This is a genomic window from Geodermatophilus sp. SYSU D00814 (genome assembly GCF_054050055.1).
The window spans coordinates 1-14650 of the sequence record NZ_JBJGYP010000041.1 but is presented as its reverse complement, the minus strand read 5'-3'; the positions used below and the strand labels follow the sequence as shown (position 1 = coordinate 14650).

Below are 14650 nucleotides of genomic sequence, written 5' to 3'. Positions count from 1 at the left end.
CGCAGACTGGGCCCGGTGGGTGCAGCCAGGGACGACCGGTCGGGGCCGGGCGCACCCGCGCGCGTCGCCGAGACCGCCCGCGGGGTGTGGGGCCAGGTCACCCGCCTCGGTCCCGGCGCCACCGCCCGGGTGGACCGGCTGCGCCGGCGGGCACCCTGGTTCGACCACCTGGCCCGCGCCGGCGGCCGCTACACCCGCACCCAGGGCGACCTCATGGCCGCCGGCGTCACCTACTTCGTCTTCCTCGGCCTGTTCCCGGTGCTGCTGCTGGTCGCCTCGGTCATCGCGCTGGTCCTGTCCGGCGACGCCCTGCTGCAGCAGGAGCTCTACGACGCCATCCGCGAGGCGTTCCCCGGCCCGACCGGCGAGCAGATCGTCGAGGAGCTGCGCCAGGCGGTGGGCGCGGCGGGCATCACCGGCCTGATCGGCGCCCTGGGCGTCGTCTACGCCGGGCTGCGCGCCATGGACAAGCTGCGCATCGGCATGGAGCAGATCTGGAAGGGCCGTGCCGACGAGCCGGAGTTCTGGCGCGACAACCTGCAGGACCTCGTGGCCCTGGTGCTGCTCGGGGCGGTGGGCCTGGTCAGCCTCACGCTCACCGGCGTCGGCACCCGCGCCACGGCCTGGTTCCTGGACCTGCTGGGCCTCGAGGGCGTCCCCGGCCTCGGGGTGCTCACCAGCGTGCTGGGCCTGGCGCTGGCCCTCCTCACCGACGTGCTGGTCTTCCTCTGGCTGCTCCGGGTGGTCCCCTCGACCTCCTCGCCGCTGCGGCGGTTGCTGCCCGGCGCGCTCTTCGGTGCCGCCGGTCTCGAGGTGCTCAAGCTCGCCGGCACGCTCTACCTGTCGCTGATCGGCGGCAGCGTCACCGCCTCGGCGTTCGGCGGCGCGGTCGGCATCCTCGTGTGGATCAACCTGGTGGTCCGCTTCGCGTTCTTCACCGCTGCCTGGACCGCGACCCTGCCGTCCCTCGCCCCGGCGGCCCCCGCCGACCCGGCCGGTCCGGCACCCGTGCCGGCGGGGTCGGGCGCACCGCCCGCCGCACGCCGATGACCGTGGCGGCGACCACCGCGACGGCGGCCGCGCCCAGCGCCAGGGCGCCCAAGGCCGGCGGGCCGTCGTCGGCCACCGGCGCAGGCGCGGGGGCCCCGGCGGCCACCGCGGCCGGCGCGGTCGGCGTCGGGTCCGCCGTCGGCTCGGGGGCCGCGACGTCGGCCGCGGAGTCCACCAGCCGGCCGACGCCGCCCAGCGACGGCGGGACGGCGAAGCCCCAGTCGAGCAGCCGGGCGGCCTGGTCGGCCGCCCGCAGCGGCCGGCTCTCGGTGCCCATGACGCTGACCACCAGCCGCCGGCCGTCGCGCTCGGCGGCGGTGACGAAGGTGTGCCGGGCGGCGTCGGTGAAGCCGGTCTTGCCGCCCAGCCCGCCCGGGTAGTCCGCCAGCGGGTTCTCGTTCTGGATCTGGTAGCCGGTCGAGCGGCCCTCGACGCCGGGCATCTCCGCGACCGGGGTGGTGAGGAGCGCCGCGGTGGCCGGGTCGGCGACCAGCGCGCGGAAGAACAGCGCGAGGTCGTAGGGCGAGGAGGACTGCCCGGCGACGTCGAGCCCCGACGGCGTGCCCGCCACCGTGTCGAAGGCCCCCATCTCCAGCGCGCGGGCGTTCATCGCCGCCACCGTCGTCCCGGCGCCGCCGGCCGCGCGGGCCAGCGCGTTGGCCGCGTCGTTGCCCGACTGCATCACCAGCGCCTGGAACAGCAGCCACACCGGGTAGCGGCCACCGGCCACCATCCCGACCCGGCTGCCCTCCACCGCCTCGTCCTCGACGGTCCCCTCGACGACCAGCGCCGGGTCCAGCCGGTGGAACAGCGTCAGCACCGTCAGCGTCTTGAGCGTGCTCGCCGGGTAGTAGCGGCCGTGCGGGTCGCGGGCGGCCAGCACGTCGCCGGTGCCGGCGTCGGCCACCAGCCAGCCCGCGGCGGCGAGTCCGTCGGGCAGCGGCGGAGCACCGTCGACGACGACCGTGCCGCGGGTGTCGAGGCCCTCGCCGCCCACGGTGACCCCACCGGGGCCGTGGCCCTGGGGCGGGCCGCCGGGCAGCGGTGCGGTGGGGGTCGGGGCGGCCGGGTCGACCGTGGGCCGTGCCTCGGACACCGGCGCCTCGGACACCGGTGCGTCGGAGGCCGGCGCGGCCGCCGCCGGCGCCGTCCCGATGCCCAGCCCGACGGCCAGCACCGCCGCGCCCAGCAGCGCCCGCACGGGGCGCCGCGCTCCCCCCAACCGCGCCACGGGACGACGCTAGCGGCGACGGCGGCGCGTGCCGAGACCCGTCGCGCCGGACGGGCCGGCGCGGCCCGCCCACCGGCCGCTTCGCAACGATCCCATCTCGGTCCGCCGTCCGGAGGGCGGTGCGGGCGGGGAGCGCGGTTAGCGTGCCCAGTCGACGCGTCCGGCGTCCCCGGCCGGGCCGGGGCTCCCGGGCGTGACCGACCCGGATCCACGGGAGCTCCCCTCCGTCTCTGTGGAGCTCCCCCCCAGGAAGGAGTGCCTCTTGCGCGGAGCGCGGAAGACGAAGGTGGCGGCGCTGCTGCTCGCCGGCAGCATGGCCCTGGCCGCCTGCGCCAGCGACGAGCCCAGCAGCGGCAGTGGCGGCAGTGGCGACGGCGGGGGCGGTGGCGGCAGCGACGAGCTGCGCATCGGCCTGGCCTTCGACACCGGTGGCCGCGGTGACCGGTCGTTCAACGACGCGGCGGTCGCCGGTGTCGAGGCCGCCATCGAGGAGCACGGCGGCGAGTTCCAGGACCTCAGCCCGAACGCCGACGCCTCCAACCGCGCCGACCTGCTGACCCAGCTGGCCGACGAGGGCTACAACCCGATCATCGCCGTCGGCTTCGCCTACGGCGAGGTCATCGGCGACGTCGTCGAGCAGTACCCGGACACGACGTTCGCCATCGTCGACTCCTCCGCCGAGGAGGTCGGCGCCGACAACCTCACCGGCCTGCTGTTCAGCGAGGAGCAGGGCTCCTTCCTGGCCGGCGTCGCCGCGGCGACCAAGTCCGAGACCGGCCACATCGGCTTCGTCGGCGGCGTCGAGACCCCGCTGATCCAGAAGTTCGAGGCCGGCTACGTGGCCGGTGCCCAGGCGGTCAACCCGCAGATCATCATCGACCGGCAGTACATCTCGCCGGCCGGTGACTTCTCCGGCTTCAACGCCCCCGACCGCGGCCTGCTGGTCGCCCAGGGCATGTACGAGGCCGGCGCCGACATCGTCTACCACGCGGCGGGCGGCTCGGGTCTGGGCGTCTTCCAGGCGGCCGCGGCGGCCGGCAAGCGCGCCATCGGCGTCGACTCCGACCAGTACAACACCGTCGACGACCCGGCCCTGCAGGCGGTCATCCTGACCTCGATGCTCAAGCGGGTCGACAACGCCGTCTCGGCCTTCATCGACTCCTACGTCGACGGCAGCGTCGAGGGCGGCAGCGACATCGTCTACGACCTGGCGGCCGAGGGTGTGGGCCTGTCCACCTCGGGCGGCTTCATCGACGACATCCAGGACACGATCGACGACTACCGGCAGCAGATCATCGACGGCGAGATCGAGGTCCCGACGACCCCGTGACGCCGGCCGGCCTGCGGGCCGGCTGACCGGGACGCACGACGGCGGGCCCGGGGGAGCGCAGGCACCCCCGGGCCTGCCGTCGTCCCGTCCCCCCCCTCCCGCTGGTCACCGGGCCGGGCGCGAGGGGGACCCCTGCCCGGCGCCGGCACCGGGGAGGATGCTGTGCGGACGTCCGCCGGGGCCCGCGCCCCGGCGGACCGACGTCAGCAGTCGCCGGGGGACGCGGTCGATCCCGCGCCGCCGGTGCAGCAGAGTGGACGCGAGCCCGCGCACCCGCGGGACGCAGCGACGCAGGAAGGGCCCACCATGGCCACAGCAGGCACCCCGGCGGGCACGCCGGCCGGCCTGAGCAAGGGCGCCCCCGGCGGCGAGGGGACGGCGGCGCCGCTGGCCGTCGAGCTGCGCGGCATCACCAAGCGCTTCCCCGGCGTGGTCGCCAACAAGGACATCGAGCTGCGCGTCCGGCGCGGCGAGGTGCACGCCATCGTGGGCGAGAACGGCGCCGGCAAGTCGACGCTGATGAAGACCCTCTACGGCATGCACCGCCCCGACGAGGGGCAGATCCTGCTGCACGGGCGCGAGGTGCACCTCCGCAGCCCGGCGGACGCGATCGCCGCCGGGATCGGCATGGTCCACCAGCACTTCATGCTGGCCGACTACTTCACCGTCCTGGAGAACGTCGTCCTGGGCAGCGAGCCGACGAAGGGCGGCCGGCTCGACCGCGCCGAGGCCCGCCGCCGCATCCGCGAGATCTCCGACGCCTACGCCCTGGGCCTCGACCCCGACGTCCTGGTGGAGGACCTCGGCGTCGGCGACCGGCAGCGCGTGGAGATCGCCAAGGTCCTCTACCGCGGCGCCACCACGCTGATCCTCGACGAGCCGACCGCGGTCCTGGTGCCGCAGGAGGTCGACGAGCTGTTCGGCAACCTCGCCGAGCTCAAGCGCGAGGGCCTGACGGTCATCTTCATCTCGCACAAGCTCGACGAGGTGCGGAAGGTGGCCGACTCGATCACCGTCATCCGCCGCGGCACCACCGTCGGCACCGCCGACCCGAAGACGACGACGGCCCGCCAGCTCGCCGAGATGATGGTCGGCACCGAGCTGCCCTCGCCGGAGACCCGCACCTCCACGGTCCGCGAGACCCCGGTGCTGCAGCTGCGCGACGTCACCGTCGCCTCGCCCACCGGCCGCCCGCCGGTCGACGACGTCACGCTGACCGTCCGCGAGGGCGAGGTCGTGGGCATCGCCGGCGTCGAGGGCAACGGCCAGGCCGAGCTCGTCGACGCCGTCATGGGACTGCGCTCCCTGGCCACCGGCACCGTGCTGCTCGGCGGCGACGACATCACCGCCTGGAGCACCCGGGCCCGCCGCGAGGCCGGCCTCGGCTTCATCCCCGAGGACCGCCACCGTCAGGGCATGCTGCTCGACGCGCCGCTGTGGGAGAACCGGATCCTGGGCCACCAGACCCGCCCGCCGGCGGTGAAGGGCCCGTTCATCGACCGGCGCGGCGCGCGCAGCGACACCGCCCGGATCATGCAGGAGTACGACGTCCGCGCGCCCGGCCCCGACACGCTCGCCGTCGCGCTGTCCGGCGGCAACCAGCAGAAGCTCATCGTCGGCCGCGAGATGAGCGCCCGGCCGCGGCTGCTGCTGGCCGCCCACCCGACCCGCGGCGTCGACGTCGGCGCCCAGGGTGCGATCTGGCGCCTGCTCGAGGAGGCGCGTGCGGAGGGGATGGGGATCCTGCTGATCTCGGCCGACCTCGACGAGCTCATCGGCCTGTCGGACACGCTGCACGTGATGCTGCGCGGCCGGCTGGTCGCCACCCTGGACCCGAGGTCGGTGACCCCCGAGGAGCTCGGCGGGTACATGACCGGGGCCCGGACGACGGCGGGTGCGGCGTGAACGTCCTCCGGAGGATCGGGCTGGCGCTGTTCGCCCCCGTCCTGGCCATCGTCGTCGCGGTCGTCATCTCCTCGGCCGTCATGGCCGCGCTGCAGGTCAACCCGATCCGGGTGTTCGAGGTGATGTTCGACTTCGGCGAGACGCCCTCGCAGCAGACCACCGCGATCGTGGTGATCCTCAACCGCGCGGTGCCGCTGTTCCTCGCCGGCCTCGCCGTCTCCATCGCCTTCCGCATGGGGCTGTTCAACATCGGCGTCGAGGGCCAGTACCGGCTGGCCACCGTGCTCGCCGCCGGCGCGGGGGCCGCGGTCGCGCTGCCGGGGCCGCTGCACGTGCTGCTCATCGTGCTCGTGGCGATGGCCGTGGCCGCGCTGTGGGCCGGGATCGTCGCGGTGCTCAAGGTGACCCGCGGCGTCAGCGAGGTCATCAGCTCGATCATGCTCAACGTCATCGCGCTGGGCATCGCGTCCTACCTGCTCACCGGCCCGCTGCGGGGCAGCCCCGAGGGCGCCTCGATCATCTCCACCGCGGAGATCCCCGAGTCGGGGTGGATGCCCAGCCTCAACGGCGTCTTCGGCGCCCTGGGACTGGCCACCCCGCCGCGGCAGCTCTACGGCTTCCTGCTGGTGGCCGTCGTCGTCGGCGTGCTGATCGCGGTGCTGCTCAACCGCACCCGCTTCGGCTTCGACCTGCGGGCGGCCGGCCTGTCGCCGTCGGCGGCCAGCGCCAGCGGCGTCGACTCCCGGGCCATGGTCGTGAAGACCATGCTGCTGTCGGGTGCGGTCGCCGGGCTCATCGGCATGCCCGACCTGCTCGGCTCCACCCACGCCTACACCACCGACTTCACCTCCGGGCTGGGCTTCCTCGGCATCGCCGTGGCGCTGCTCGGCCGCAACAAGCCGGTCGGGATCGCGCTCGGCGCCCTGCTGTTCGCCTTCCTCGACCGGTCCCTGGTCCCGCTGCAGATCCAGGACTTCCCGGCGTCGGTGGTCACGATCATCCAGGGCACGATCGTGCTCGCCGTGGTGATCGCCAACGAGATCGCCCGGCGGGTGGCCCTCCGCTCCGCCGAGCGCGGGTCGGCCGTCCCCGCGATCGTCGCCGGCGACGGCAGCACGGGCCCGGGCCAGGCCGCCTCGGGTGCGGCCTCCACCGGCGGCGCCGCCGACGGCGGGGAGGGCACCGGTGCCGGCGTCAGCCGGACGGCCGGAGCCGGGCAGCGTTCCGACGAGCGGCAGGAGACCGGGGCATGAACACACCCCACGAGAGCGCTCCGCCGGCGCTCCACGCTTCCGCGGGGACCCCGGCATGAGCACCGTCACGACCCCCTCCGGGACCCGGCCCAGCCGCGGCCCGCTGACCGACCTGTTCACCGGCGGCGGGCGGTCCCGCCGCGTGCTGTGGCTGCTGCTCGGCGTCGTGCTGCTGGTCTCGATCGTGCGCGTCATCAGCGGCGAGCAGCAGCTGACCAGCTCCTCGACGATGGCCGCGGCGCTGCTGCTGGCCGTGCCGATCGGGCTGGCGGCGCTCGGCGGCCTGTTCTCCGAGCGCGCCGGCGTGGTCAACATCGGCCTCGACGGGATGATGACCCTCGGCACCTGGGGTGCCGGGTTCGCCGGCTACCAGTGGGGCTGGGGCGCCGCCGTCGTCGGCGGGCTGCTCTTCGGCGCCCTCGGCGGGCTGCTGCACGCCGTGGCCACGGTGACCTTCGGCGTCGACCACGTCGTCTCCGGCGTGGCGATCAACATCCTCGCCGCGGGGCTGGTGCGGTTCCTCTCCGAGCTGCTCTACAGCGACAACCCGGCCGGCGGTGGGGTCACCCAGTCGCCCCCGGTCGACGGCACACCGCCGACGTTCTCGGTCCCGGTGCTCTCCTCCGGCCCGGACCTGCTCGGGTCGCTGGAGCGGCAGGGCTGGTTCCTCGTCAGCGACGTCGCCGGCATCCTGCGCGGGTTCACCAACGGCATCGGCCTGCTCACGCTCATCGCGGTGCTGCTGGTCCCGGCGAGCTACCTGCTGCTGTGGCGCACCGCCTTCGGGCTGCGGCTGCGCTCCTGCGGCGAGAACCCGGCCGCCGCCGACTCCCTCGGCGTCCCGGTCTACCGGCTCAAGTACGTCGCGGTGCTCATCTCCGGCGCGCTGGCCGGCCTGGGCGGGGTGTTCCTCGTCTTCATCGCCGGCATCTACCGGGAGGGCCAGGTCAACGGCCGCGGGTTCATCGGCCTCGCGGCGCTGATCTTCGGCAACTGGCGGCCGGGCGGGCTGGCCGCGGGCGCCGGGCTGTTCGGCTTCACCGACGCGCTGCAGCTGCGCAGCCGCGCCGCCGTCGTGGCGCTGTTCCTGCTGGTCGCGATCCTGCTCGCGGTCCTCGCCGTGGTGCAGGCGATGCGCGGCCGGCTGCTGGTGGCCGGCATCGCCGGCGTCGTCGCCGCGGCCGCGCTGGTCGGCTTCCTCACCGTCGACGCCCTGCCGCCGGGCATCGTCTCGTTCACGCCGCACCTGACCACGCTGCTGGTCCTGTCGCTGGCGTCCCAACGGCTGCGGATGCCCAAGGCCGACGGACTGGTCTACCGAAGAGGAGAGAACTAGATGGCGGACGTCGACTGGGACGCGCTGCGCGGCGCGGCCCGGGAGGCCATGACGCACGCCTACGCGCCCTACTCGCGGTTCCCCGTGGGCGTGGCCGGGCTGGTCGACGACGGCCGGGTGGTCACCGGCTGCAACGTCGAGAACGCCAGCTACGGGCTGGGCCTGTGCGCCGAGTGCGGGATGGTCAGCGACCTCGCCCGCACCGGCGGCGGCCGGCTGGTCGCGGTGGCCTGCGTCGGCGGGGACGGGCAGCCGCTGATGCCCTGCGGGCGCTGCCGGCAGCTGCTCTGGGAGCACGGGGGAGCCGACATGCTCATCGAGACCGTCTCCCTGGGCATCGTGCCCATGCGCGAGGTGCTGCCCGACGCGTTCGGCCCCGAGGACCTGGTGGCCGCCGTCGAGCGGGGGCAGGGCTGATGGCCGCCTTCGACGCGATCGACGTGCTGCGGGCCAAGCGCGACGGCGACCGGCTCACGCCCGAGCAGATCCGCTGGGTGATCGGCGCCTACACCGACGGCACCGTCCCCGACGAGCAGATGAGCGCGCTGCTCATGGCGGTGTTCTTCCGCGGCATGGACGGCGACGAGCTCGCCGTCTGGACACAGGCGATGATCGACTCCGGCGAGCGCAAGGACCTGTCGTCGCTGGGGCGGCCCACCGCCGACAAGCACTCGACCGGCGGGGTCGGTGACAAGACCACCCTCCCGCTGGCGCCGCTGGTCGCCGCGTGCGGCGTGGCGGTGCCGCAGCTGTCCGGCCGCGGGCTGGGGCACACCGGCGGCACGCTGGACAAGCTCGAGTCGATCCCCGGCTGGCGTGCCGACGTGCACGAGGAGGCCTACCTGCGCCAGCTGGCGGAGGTGGGCGCGGTCATCTGCGCGGCCGGGCACGACCTCGCGCCGGCCGACAAGAAGCTCTACGCGCTGCGCGACGTCACCGCGACGGTCGAGTCGATCCCGCTGATCGCCAGCTCGATCATGAGCAAGAAGATCGCCGAGGGCGCCGACGCGCTGGTGCTCGACGTCAAGACCGGGTCGGGCGCGTTCATGAAGGACCCGGAGTCCTCCCGCGAGCTGGCCCGCACGATGGTCGGGCTGGGGGAGGCGGCGGGGGTCACCACGGTGGCCCTGGTGACGGCGATGGACCGGCCCCTGGGCCGCGCCGCCGGCAACGCCGTCGAGGTGGCCGAGTCGGTGGAGGTGCTCGCCGGCGGCGGCCCGGCCGACGTCGTCGAGCTGACCCTCGCGCTGGCCCGGGAGATGCTCACCGGTGCCGGGCGTCCCGACGTCGACCCCGCCGACGCGCTGCGCGACGGCCGCGCGATGGACGTGTGGCGGCGGATGATCACCGCGCAGGGCGGCGACCCCGACGCCCCGCTGCCGCAGCCGGCCGAGAAGCACGTGGTGACCGCCCCGGCCACCGGCACGCTCACCCGGCTCGACGCCTACGCCCTCGGCGTCGCCGCCTGGCGGCTGGGTGCCGGCCGGGCGCGCAAGGAGGACGCGGTGTCGGCCGCGGCCGGCGTCACGTGGACGGCGGCCGTGGGGGAGCAGGTCACCGAGGGGCAGCCGCTGCTGGAGCTGCATACCGACGACCCCGCCCGCATCCCGCGGGCGCTGGAGGCGCTCGAGGGCGCCGTCGGCGTCGACACCGGCGACGAGCCGCTGCCGCTGCTGCTGGACCGCATCTCGGCGTAGCGGCCCCTGTGTGCACTTCCGCGGAAGTGCACACAGGGGCGGCCAGCGCCGTCTCGCCACGGAGGAGGAGACTGGACCCCCGTGACGAGCACGTCCGCGCACGTCGTGGCCGACGACCGGCCGCACCCCGGTGACCCGCTCGACCCGGACGCCGCGATCTCCGTCCGCGGGCTGGTGAAGCGCTACGGCGACCGGGCCGCCGTCGACGGCCTGGACCTCGACATCCGGCGCGGGGAGATCTTCGCGCTGCTGGGCCCCAACGGCGCCGGCAAGACCACCACCGTCGAGATCCTCGAGGGCTACCGCGCGCGCGACGCCGGCGAGGTGCGGGTGCTCGGCGTCGACCCGGCGCGCGGCGGGCGACGGTGGCGGGCCGACCTCGGCATCGTGCTGCAGTCCGGCGGCGGGGACAGCCAGCTGTCGGTGCGCGAGCAGCTGCAGGCCCGCGCGTCCTACTACGCCGACCCGCGCGACCCCGCCGAGGTGCTCGAGCTCGTCGGGCTCACCGCGCAGGCCGACGCCCGCGGCCGCACCCTCTCCGGCGGCCAGCGGCGCCGCTTCGACGTCGCGCTGGGCATCGTCGGCCGGCCGCGGCTGCTGTTCCTCGACGAGCCGACCACCGGCTTCGACCCGGAGGCGCGGCGGCAGTTCTGGGCGATGGTGCGCTCGCTGCGCGACCTGGGCACCACGATGCTGCTCACCACGCACTACCTCGACGAGGCCGAGACCCTCGCCGACCGGGTCGGGGTGCTCGCCCAGGGCCGGCTGGCGGAGGTCGCCGTCCCCGCGGCCCTGGGCGGCCGCGGCACCGCGCCGGCGGTGGTCAGCTGGACCGAGGACGGCGTCCGGCGCACCGCCGAGACCACCACGCCGACCGCCTTCGTGCAGGACCTCGCCGCCCGCTTCCCCGGCGAGGTGCCCGACCTCGCGGTCGGCCGGCCGACCCTGGAGGACGTGTACCTGAAGATGATCGGGAGGGGCGAGTGACGGCGGCACCGCCACGGAGCGCGCTGCCCTCGCCGGGCCGGGTGTACCGCACCCGCGCCGGTGTCGAGCTCAAGGAGTTCTTCCGGCAGCGGGAGTCGGTGGTCTTCACCCTCGTCTTCCCCGTCGTCCTGCTGCTCGCCCTGGGCGCGGTGCTCGACTACGACCTCGGCTCGGGCGTGGACTTCCCGCAGTACTTCATGGCCGGGGTCATCACCGCCGGGGTGGTGGGCTCGAGCCTGCAGAACATGGCGATCCACATCGCCGCCGAGCGCTCCGACGGGACGCTGAAGAGCCTCGCCGGCACGCCGATGCCCAAGAGCGCCTACTTCGTGGGCAAGGTCGTCCAGGTCCTCGCGGTCACCGCGGCGACGGTCGCCCTGCTGCTGCTGGTGGGCGTGGCCGTGTACGGCATCGACCTGCCCTCGGGCGCGGACTGGCTCACCTTCGCGTGGGTGACGGTGCTCGGCGCGGCCGCCTGCACGCTGCTCGGCATCGCGGTGTCCTCGCTCGCCCGCAACGGCCGGTCGGCGTCGGCCACGGTCACCCCGATCGCGCTGGTCCTGGAGTTCGTGTCCGGGGTGTTCCTGCCCTTCGAGCAGGTCCCCGGCTGGCTGCAGGACGTCGCGTCGCTCTTCCCGGTGAAGTGGCTGGCCCAGGGACTGCGCTCGGTGTTCCTGCCCGACGCCCTCGCCGCCTCCGAGCCGTCGGGGTCCTGGGAGCTCGGCCGCGTGGCGCTGGTCCTCGGCGCCTGGTGCGTGGCCGGGCTGGTGCTGTGCGTCCTGACCTTCCGCTGGCAGGACCGCGGCACGAGATAGCGTCTCCCGGTGCCCGCACCGCTCGACGCCGACGCCGTCCGCCGCGCCCCGAAGGTCCTCCTCCACGACCACCTCGACGGCGGGCTGCGGCCCCGGACGGTGCTCGAGCTCGCCGAGGAGAGCGGCTACCGCGACCTGCCCGCCGGCGACGCCGAGGCGCTGGGCACCTGGTTCCGGCAGGCCGCCGACTCCGGCTCGCTGGTGCGCTACCTGGAGACGTTCACGCACACCGTGGGCGTGATGCAGCGGCCCGAGGCGGTGCGCCGGGTGGCCCGCGAGTGCGCCCTCGACCTCGCCGCCGACGGCGTCGTGCACGCCGAGGTCCGCATGGCTCCGGAGCTGCTCACCGCGGGCGGCACCCCGATCGAGGAGGCGGTCGAGGCCATCCTCGACGGCTTCGCGGCGGGCAGCGCCGAGGCCGCCGCGGTGGGCACCCCGATCTCGGTCGGCACGCTGCTGTGCGCCATGCGGCAGGCCGACCGGTGGGAGGAGGTCGCGGGCCTGGTGGTCCGGTACCGCGATGCCGGCGTCGTCGGCTTCGACCTGGCCGGCCCCGAGATCGGCTTCCCGCCCGACCGGATCCCCGCGGCGATCGCGCTCTTGCACCGCTCCGGTGCCCACCGGACGATCCACGCCGGGGAGGCGGCCGGGATCGACAGCATCCGCGCCGCGCTCGACGGCGCGTCCGCCGAGCGGCTCGGCCACGGCGTCCGCATCGCCGACGAGGTGCCGATGGAGGGGCCGCTGGGTCCGCTGGCGCGGCGGGTGCTCGACGAGCAGGTGCCGCTGGAGGTCGCGCCGTCGTCGAACGTGCAGACCGGCGCCTACCCGTCGATCGCCGCACACCCCGTCGGCCGGCTGCACCGGCTCGGTTTCGCCGTCACGGTCAACACCGACAACCGGCTGATGAGCGGGGTGTCGGTCACCAGCGAGCTGGTCGACGTCGCCGCCGCGCACGGCTGGGGCTGGGACGACGTGCAGACGGTCACCGAGCGGGCGCTGGCCGCGGCCTTCCTCGACGAGGCCGAGCGCGCCCGGCTGCTCGACGACGTCGTCCGTCCGGGGTTCGCCGCGCTGCGCGGGTGAGCACCGCCACCGCCCGCTCGCGGAACGGGCGGGGGACCGGCGCTGTTACCGTGGGTGTGCCGGCAGTCGCCGGACATCCTCCCGGACGGTCCGTCCGGGCATGAGCGCATCCGTGCAGATCCGCCGCGTCGACGACGCCCGCGATCGCCAGTGAGGACGCCAGGCCCCGTTGCCGGGGTGGCGCCCGCGCACGCCACGGGACGCGCCCGAGCAGTATCGGAGTCCCACACCCGCATGTCCTCGTTCGACCTCGTCGACGCCGTCGACACCCAGAACGACTCCCCGAACCACCCCCAGACCACCCCCGAGCCGACCACCCCCGGCTTCGCCAGGCTCGGCCTGCCCCAGCCGCTGGTGACGGCGCTGGAGCGGCGCGGCATCCACGCGCCGTTCGCCATCCAGGCCACCGTCCTGCCCGACGCCCTCGCCGGCCGCGACGTGCTCGGCAAGGCCGCCACCGGCTCGGGCAAGACCCTCGCCTTCGGCCTGCCGCTGCTCGCCCGCCTGGGCCTCACCGCCCGCCGCGGCCCGCGCGCACCGCGGGCGCTGGTCCTGGTGCCCACCCGCGAGCTCGCCCAGCAGGTCTCCGACGCGCTGGCGCCGCTCGGCCAGGCCATCGGCGTCCAGTTCGCCACCGTCTACGGCGGCGCCTCGATGGGCCGCCAGATCTCCCAGCTGCGCCGCGGCGTCGACGTCGTCGTCGCCACCCCCGGCCGGCTGCAGGACCTCATCGCGCAGGGCGAGGCCACCCTCGCCGACGTCGAGGTCAGCGTCATCGACGAGGCCGACTTCATGTCCGACCTCGGCTTCCTGCCGGTCGTGCAGGAGCTGCTCGACCAGACCCGACCCGACGCCCAGCGGCTGCTGTTCTCCGCGACGCTCGACGGCGAGGTCGACGCGCTGGTCCGCCGCTACCTGACCGACCCGGCCCGGCACGAGGTCAAGCGACCCGGCGACGACGCCCCGCCCGCCGAGCACCTGGCCTACAGCGTCGCCTTCCGCGACAAGGTGCCGGTGACCCAGGAGCTGGCCGCGCGACCGGGCCGCACGATCGTCTTCGCGCGCACCCAGCTCGGCGTCGACCGGCTCACCGAGAACCTGCGGGCCGCCGGCGTCAAGGCCGAGGCCATCCACGGCGGCCTGCCGCAGTCGGCCCGCCGCCGGGCGCTGGAGGAGTTCACCGACGCCCGCAGCCCGGTCCTGGTGGCCACCGACGTCGCCGCCCGCGGCATCCACGTCGACGACGTCTCGCTGGTGCTGCACTACGACCCGCCGGCCGACCACAAGACCTACCTGCACCGCTCGGGCCGCACCGCCCGCGCCGGTGCCGCCGGTGTGGTGGTCTCCCTGCTGCTGCCCGACCAGGTGGGCCAGGCCAAGCGGCGCTTCCGCCAGGCGAAGGTCGACCCGCAGGTCAGCCGTGTCCGGCCGGGCGACGCCCCGATCGCCGAGCTCGTCGCCAGCGGCGTGCCGGTGGAGCCGAAGGAGCGGCCGGCCCGCGAGCCGCGGCGCCCGCACGGCGGCCCCGGTGGCCGGCGTCCGCGCCGCGACGGCGACCGCCCGCGCCGGTCCTACGGCGAGGGGAGCCGGCGCGAGGGTGGCCGTCGCGAGGGTGGCCGTCGCGAGGGTGACCGCCCGCGCCGTCCCGCCGGTGACCGCGACCGCTTCCGCGGCCCCGGCGAGCGCGGTGTCCGCGCCGACCGTCCGGCCCCCGCGCGCGACTGAGCAAGGACCTCCTGGCCCCCCACCCCTCGCTCCGCTCGGGTCGGGACCCTGCCAGGAGGCCGTTCCAGCACCTCACCAGCGGCCGGTCCCGGTTCCCGGGGCCGGCCGCTGTGCTGTCCTGCGCGCGGTCGTGGGGGGGGGGGGGGGGGGGGGGGGGGGGGGGGGGCGCCGGGGGGGGGGGGGGGGGGGGCGGCGGGGGGGGCCCGCGGCGGGGGGGGGGGGGGCGGGCGGCGGG

The 14650-nt window shown here is 75.5% G+C and carries 12 protein-coding genes; 11 read left to right on the top strand and 1 reads right to left on the bottom strand.

Translation table 11 applies throughout. The features are described from left to right. Positions 1-15: 15 nt before the first annotated feature. Positions 16-1050, top strand: a complete 1035-nt coding sequence (locus tag ACI780_RS22155) for a YihY/virulence factor BrkB family protein (RefSeq protein ID WP_457005808.1) — start codon at positions 16-18, stop codon at positions 1048-1050. Here the strand turns inward: ACI780_RS22155 and ACI780_RS22150 are convergent. Then, positions 935-2281: a D-alanyl-D-alanine carboxypeptidase family protein gene (locus tag ACI780_RS22150; RefSeq protein ID WP_457005807.1), complete on the bottom strand. Its 1347-nt coding sequence runs from the start codon at positions 2279-2281 to the stop codon at positions 935-937. The two genes, ACI780_RS22155 and ACI780_RS22150, sit on opposite strands and share 116 nt — an antisense overlap. Positions 2282-2543: 262 nt before the next feature. Here ACI780_RS22150 and ACI780_RS22145 point away from each other — a divergent pair, with 262 nt between their 5' ends. From ACI780_RS22145 to ACI780_RS22100, 10 genes are all read left to right on the top strand, one after another. Continuing rightward, positions 2544-3611: a BMP family lipoprotein gene (locus tag ACI780_RS22145; RefSeq protein ID WP_456871075.1), complete on the top strand. Its 1068-nt coding sequence runs from the start codon at positions 2544-2546 to the stop codon at positions 3609-3611. A 306-nt stretch (positions 3612-3917) separates the two neighbouring features. Then, positions 3918-5516, top strand: a complete 1599-nt coding sequence (locus tag ACI780_RS22140; protein ID WP_457005806.1) for an ABC transporter ATP-binding protein — start codon at positions 3918-3920, stop codon at positions 5514-5516. Continuing rightward, positions 5513-6769 (top strand): ABC transporter permease, encoded by a 1257-nt coding sequence (locus ACI780_RS22135; RefSeq protein ID WP_457005805.1) that lies wholly within the window; start codon positions 5513-5515, stop codon positions 6767-6769. Before ACI780_RS22140 ends, ACI780_RS22135 begins: the two co-directional genes overlap by 4 nt. 55 nt (positions 6770-6824) lie before the next feature. Then, the gene (locus ACI780_RS22130) at positions 6825-8105 is read left to right on the top strand and encodes an ABC transporter permease (RefSeq protein WP_456871072.1); all 1281 of its coding nucleotides are present in this window, start codon (positions 6825-6827) and stop codon (positions 8103-8105) included. Then, positions 8106-8522 carry a cytidine deaminase gene (locus ACI780_RS22125; protein WP_457005804.1) on the top strand — a complete coding sequence of 139 codons (417 nt, stop codon included), beginning with the start codon at positions 8106-8108 and terminating at the stop codon, positions 8520-8522. Beyond that, positions 8522-9802: a thymidine phosphorylase gene (locus tag ACI780_RS22120; RefSeq protein ID WP_457005803.1), complete on the top strand. Its 1281-nt coding sequence runs from the start codon at positions 8522-8524 to the stop codon at positions 9800-9802. The genes ACI780_RS22125 and ACI780_RS22120 overlap by 1 nt, the downstream gene beginning before the upstream one ends. 81 nt (positions 9803-9883) lie before the next feature. Beyond that, the gene (locus tag ACI780_RS22115) at positions 9884-10789 is read left to right on the top strand and encodes an ABC transporter ATP-binding protein (protein WP_457005802.1); all 906 of its coding nucleotides are present in this window, start codon (positions 9884-9886) and stop codon (positions 10787-10789) included. Further along, entirely contained in the window at positions 10786-11604 is an 819-nt protein-coding gene (locus ACI780_RS22110) for an ABC transporter permease (RefSeq protein ID WP_457005801.1), read from the top strand. Before ACI780_RS22115 ends, ACI780_RS22110 begins: the two co-directional genes overlap by 4 nt. Positions 11605-11613: 9 nt before the next feature. Further along, positions 11614-12690: an adenosine deaminase gene (locus tag ACI780_RS22105; protein WP_457005800.1), complete on the top strand. Its 1077-nt coding sequence runs from the start codon at positions 11614-11616 to the stop codon at positions 12688-12690. Positions 12691-12924: 234 nt separating this feature from the next. After that, positions 12925-14415 carry a DEAD/DEAH box helicase gene (locus ACI780_RS22100; protein ID WP_457005799.1) on the top strand — a complete coding sequence of 497 codons (1491 nt, stop codon included), beginning with the start codon at positions 12925-12927 and terminating at the stop codon, positions 14413-14415. Positions 14416-14650: the final 235 nt, after the last annotated feature.

Excerpts from the sequence above, each read along its gene's own strand:
- ACI780_RS22140 (WP_457005806.1), top strand. The coding sequence starts at position 3,918 with ATGGCCACAGCAGGCACCCCGGCGGGCACGCCGGCCGGCCTGAGCAAG.
- ACI780_RS22130 (WP_456871072.1), top strand. The coding sequence starts at position 6,825 with ATGAGCACCGTCACGACCCCCTCCGGGACCCGGCCCAGCCGCGGCCCG.
- ACI780_RS22125 (WP_457005804.1), top strand. The coding sequence starts at position 8,106 with ATGGCGGACGTCGACTGGGACGCGCTGCGCGGCGCGGCCCGGGAGGCC.
- ACI780_RS22120 (WP_457005803.1), top strand. The coding sequence starts at position 8,522 with ATGGCCGCCTTCGACGCGATCGACGTGCTGCGGGCCAAGCGCGACGGC.
- ACI780_RS22100 (WP_457005799.1), top strand. The coding sequence starts at position 12,925 with ATGTCCTCGTTCGACCTCGTCGACGCCGTCGACACCCAGAACGACTCC.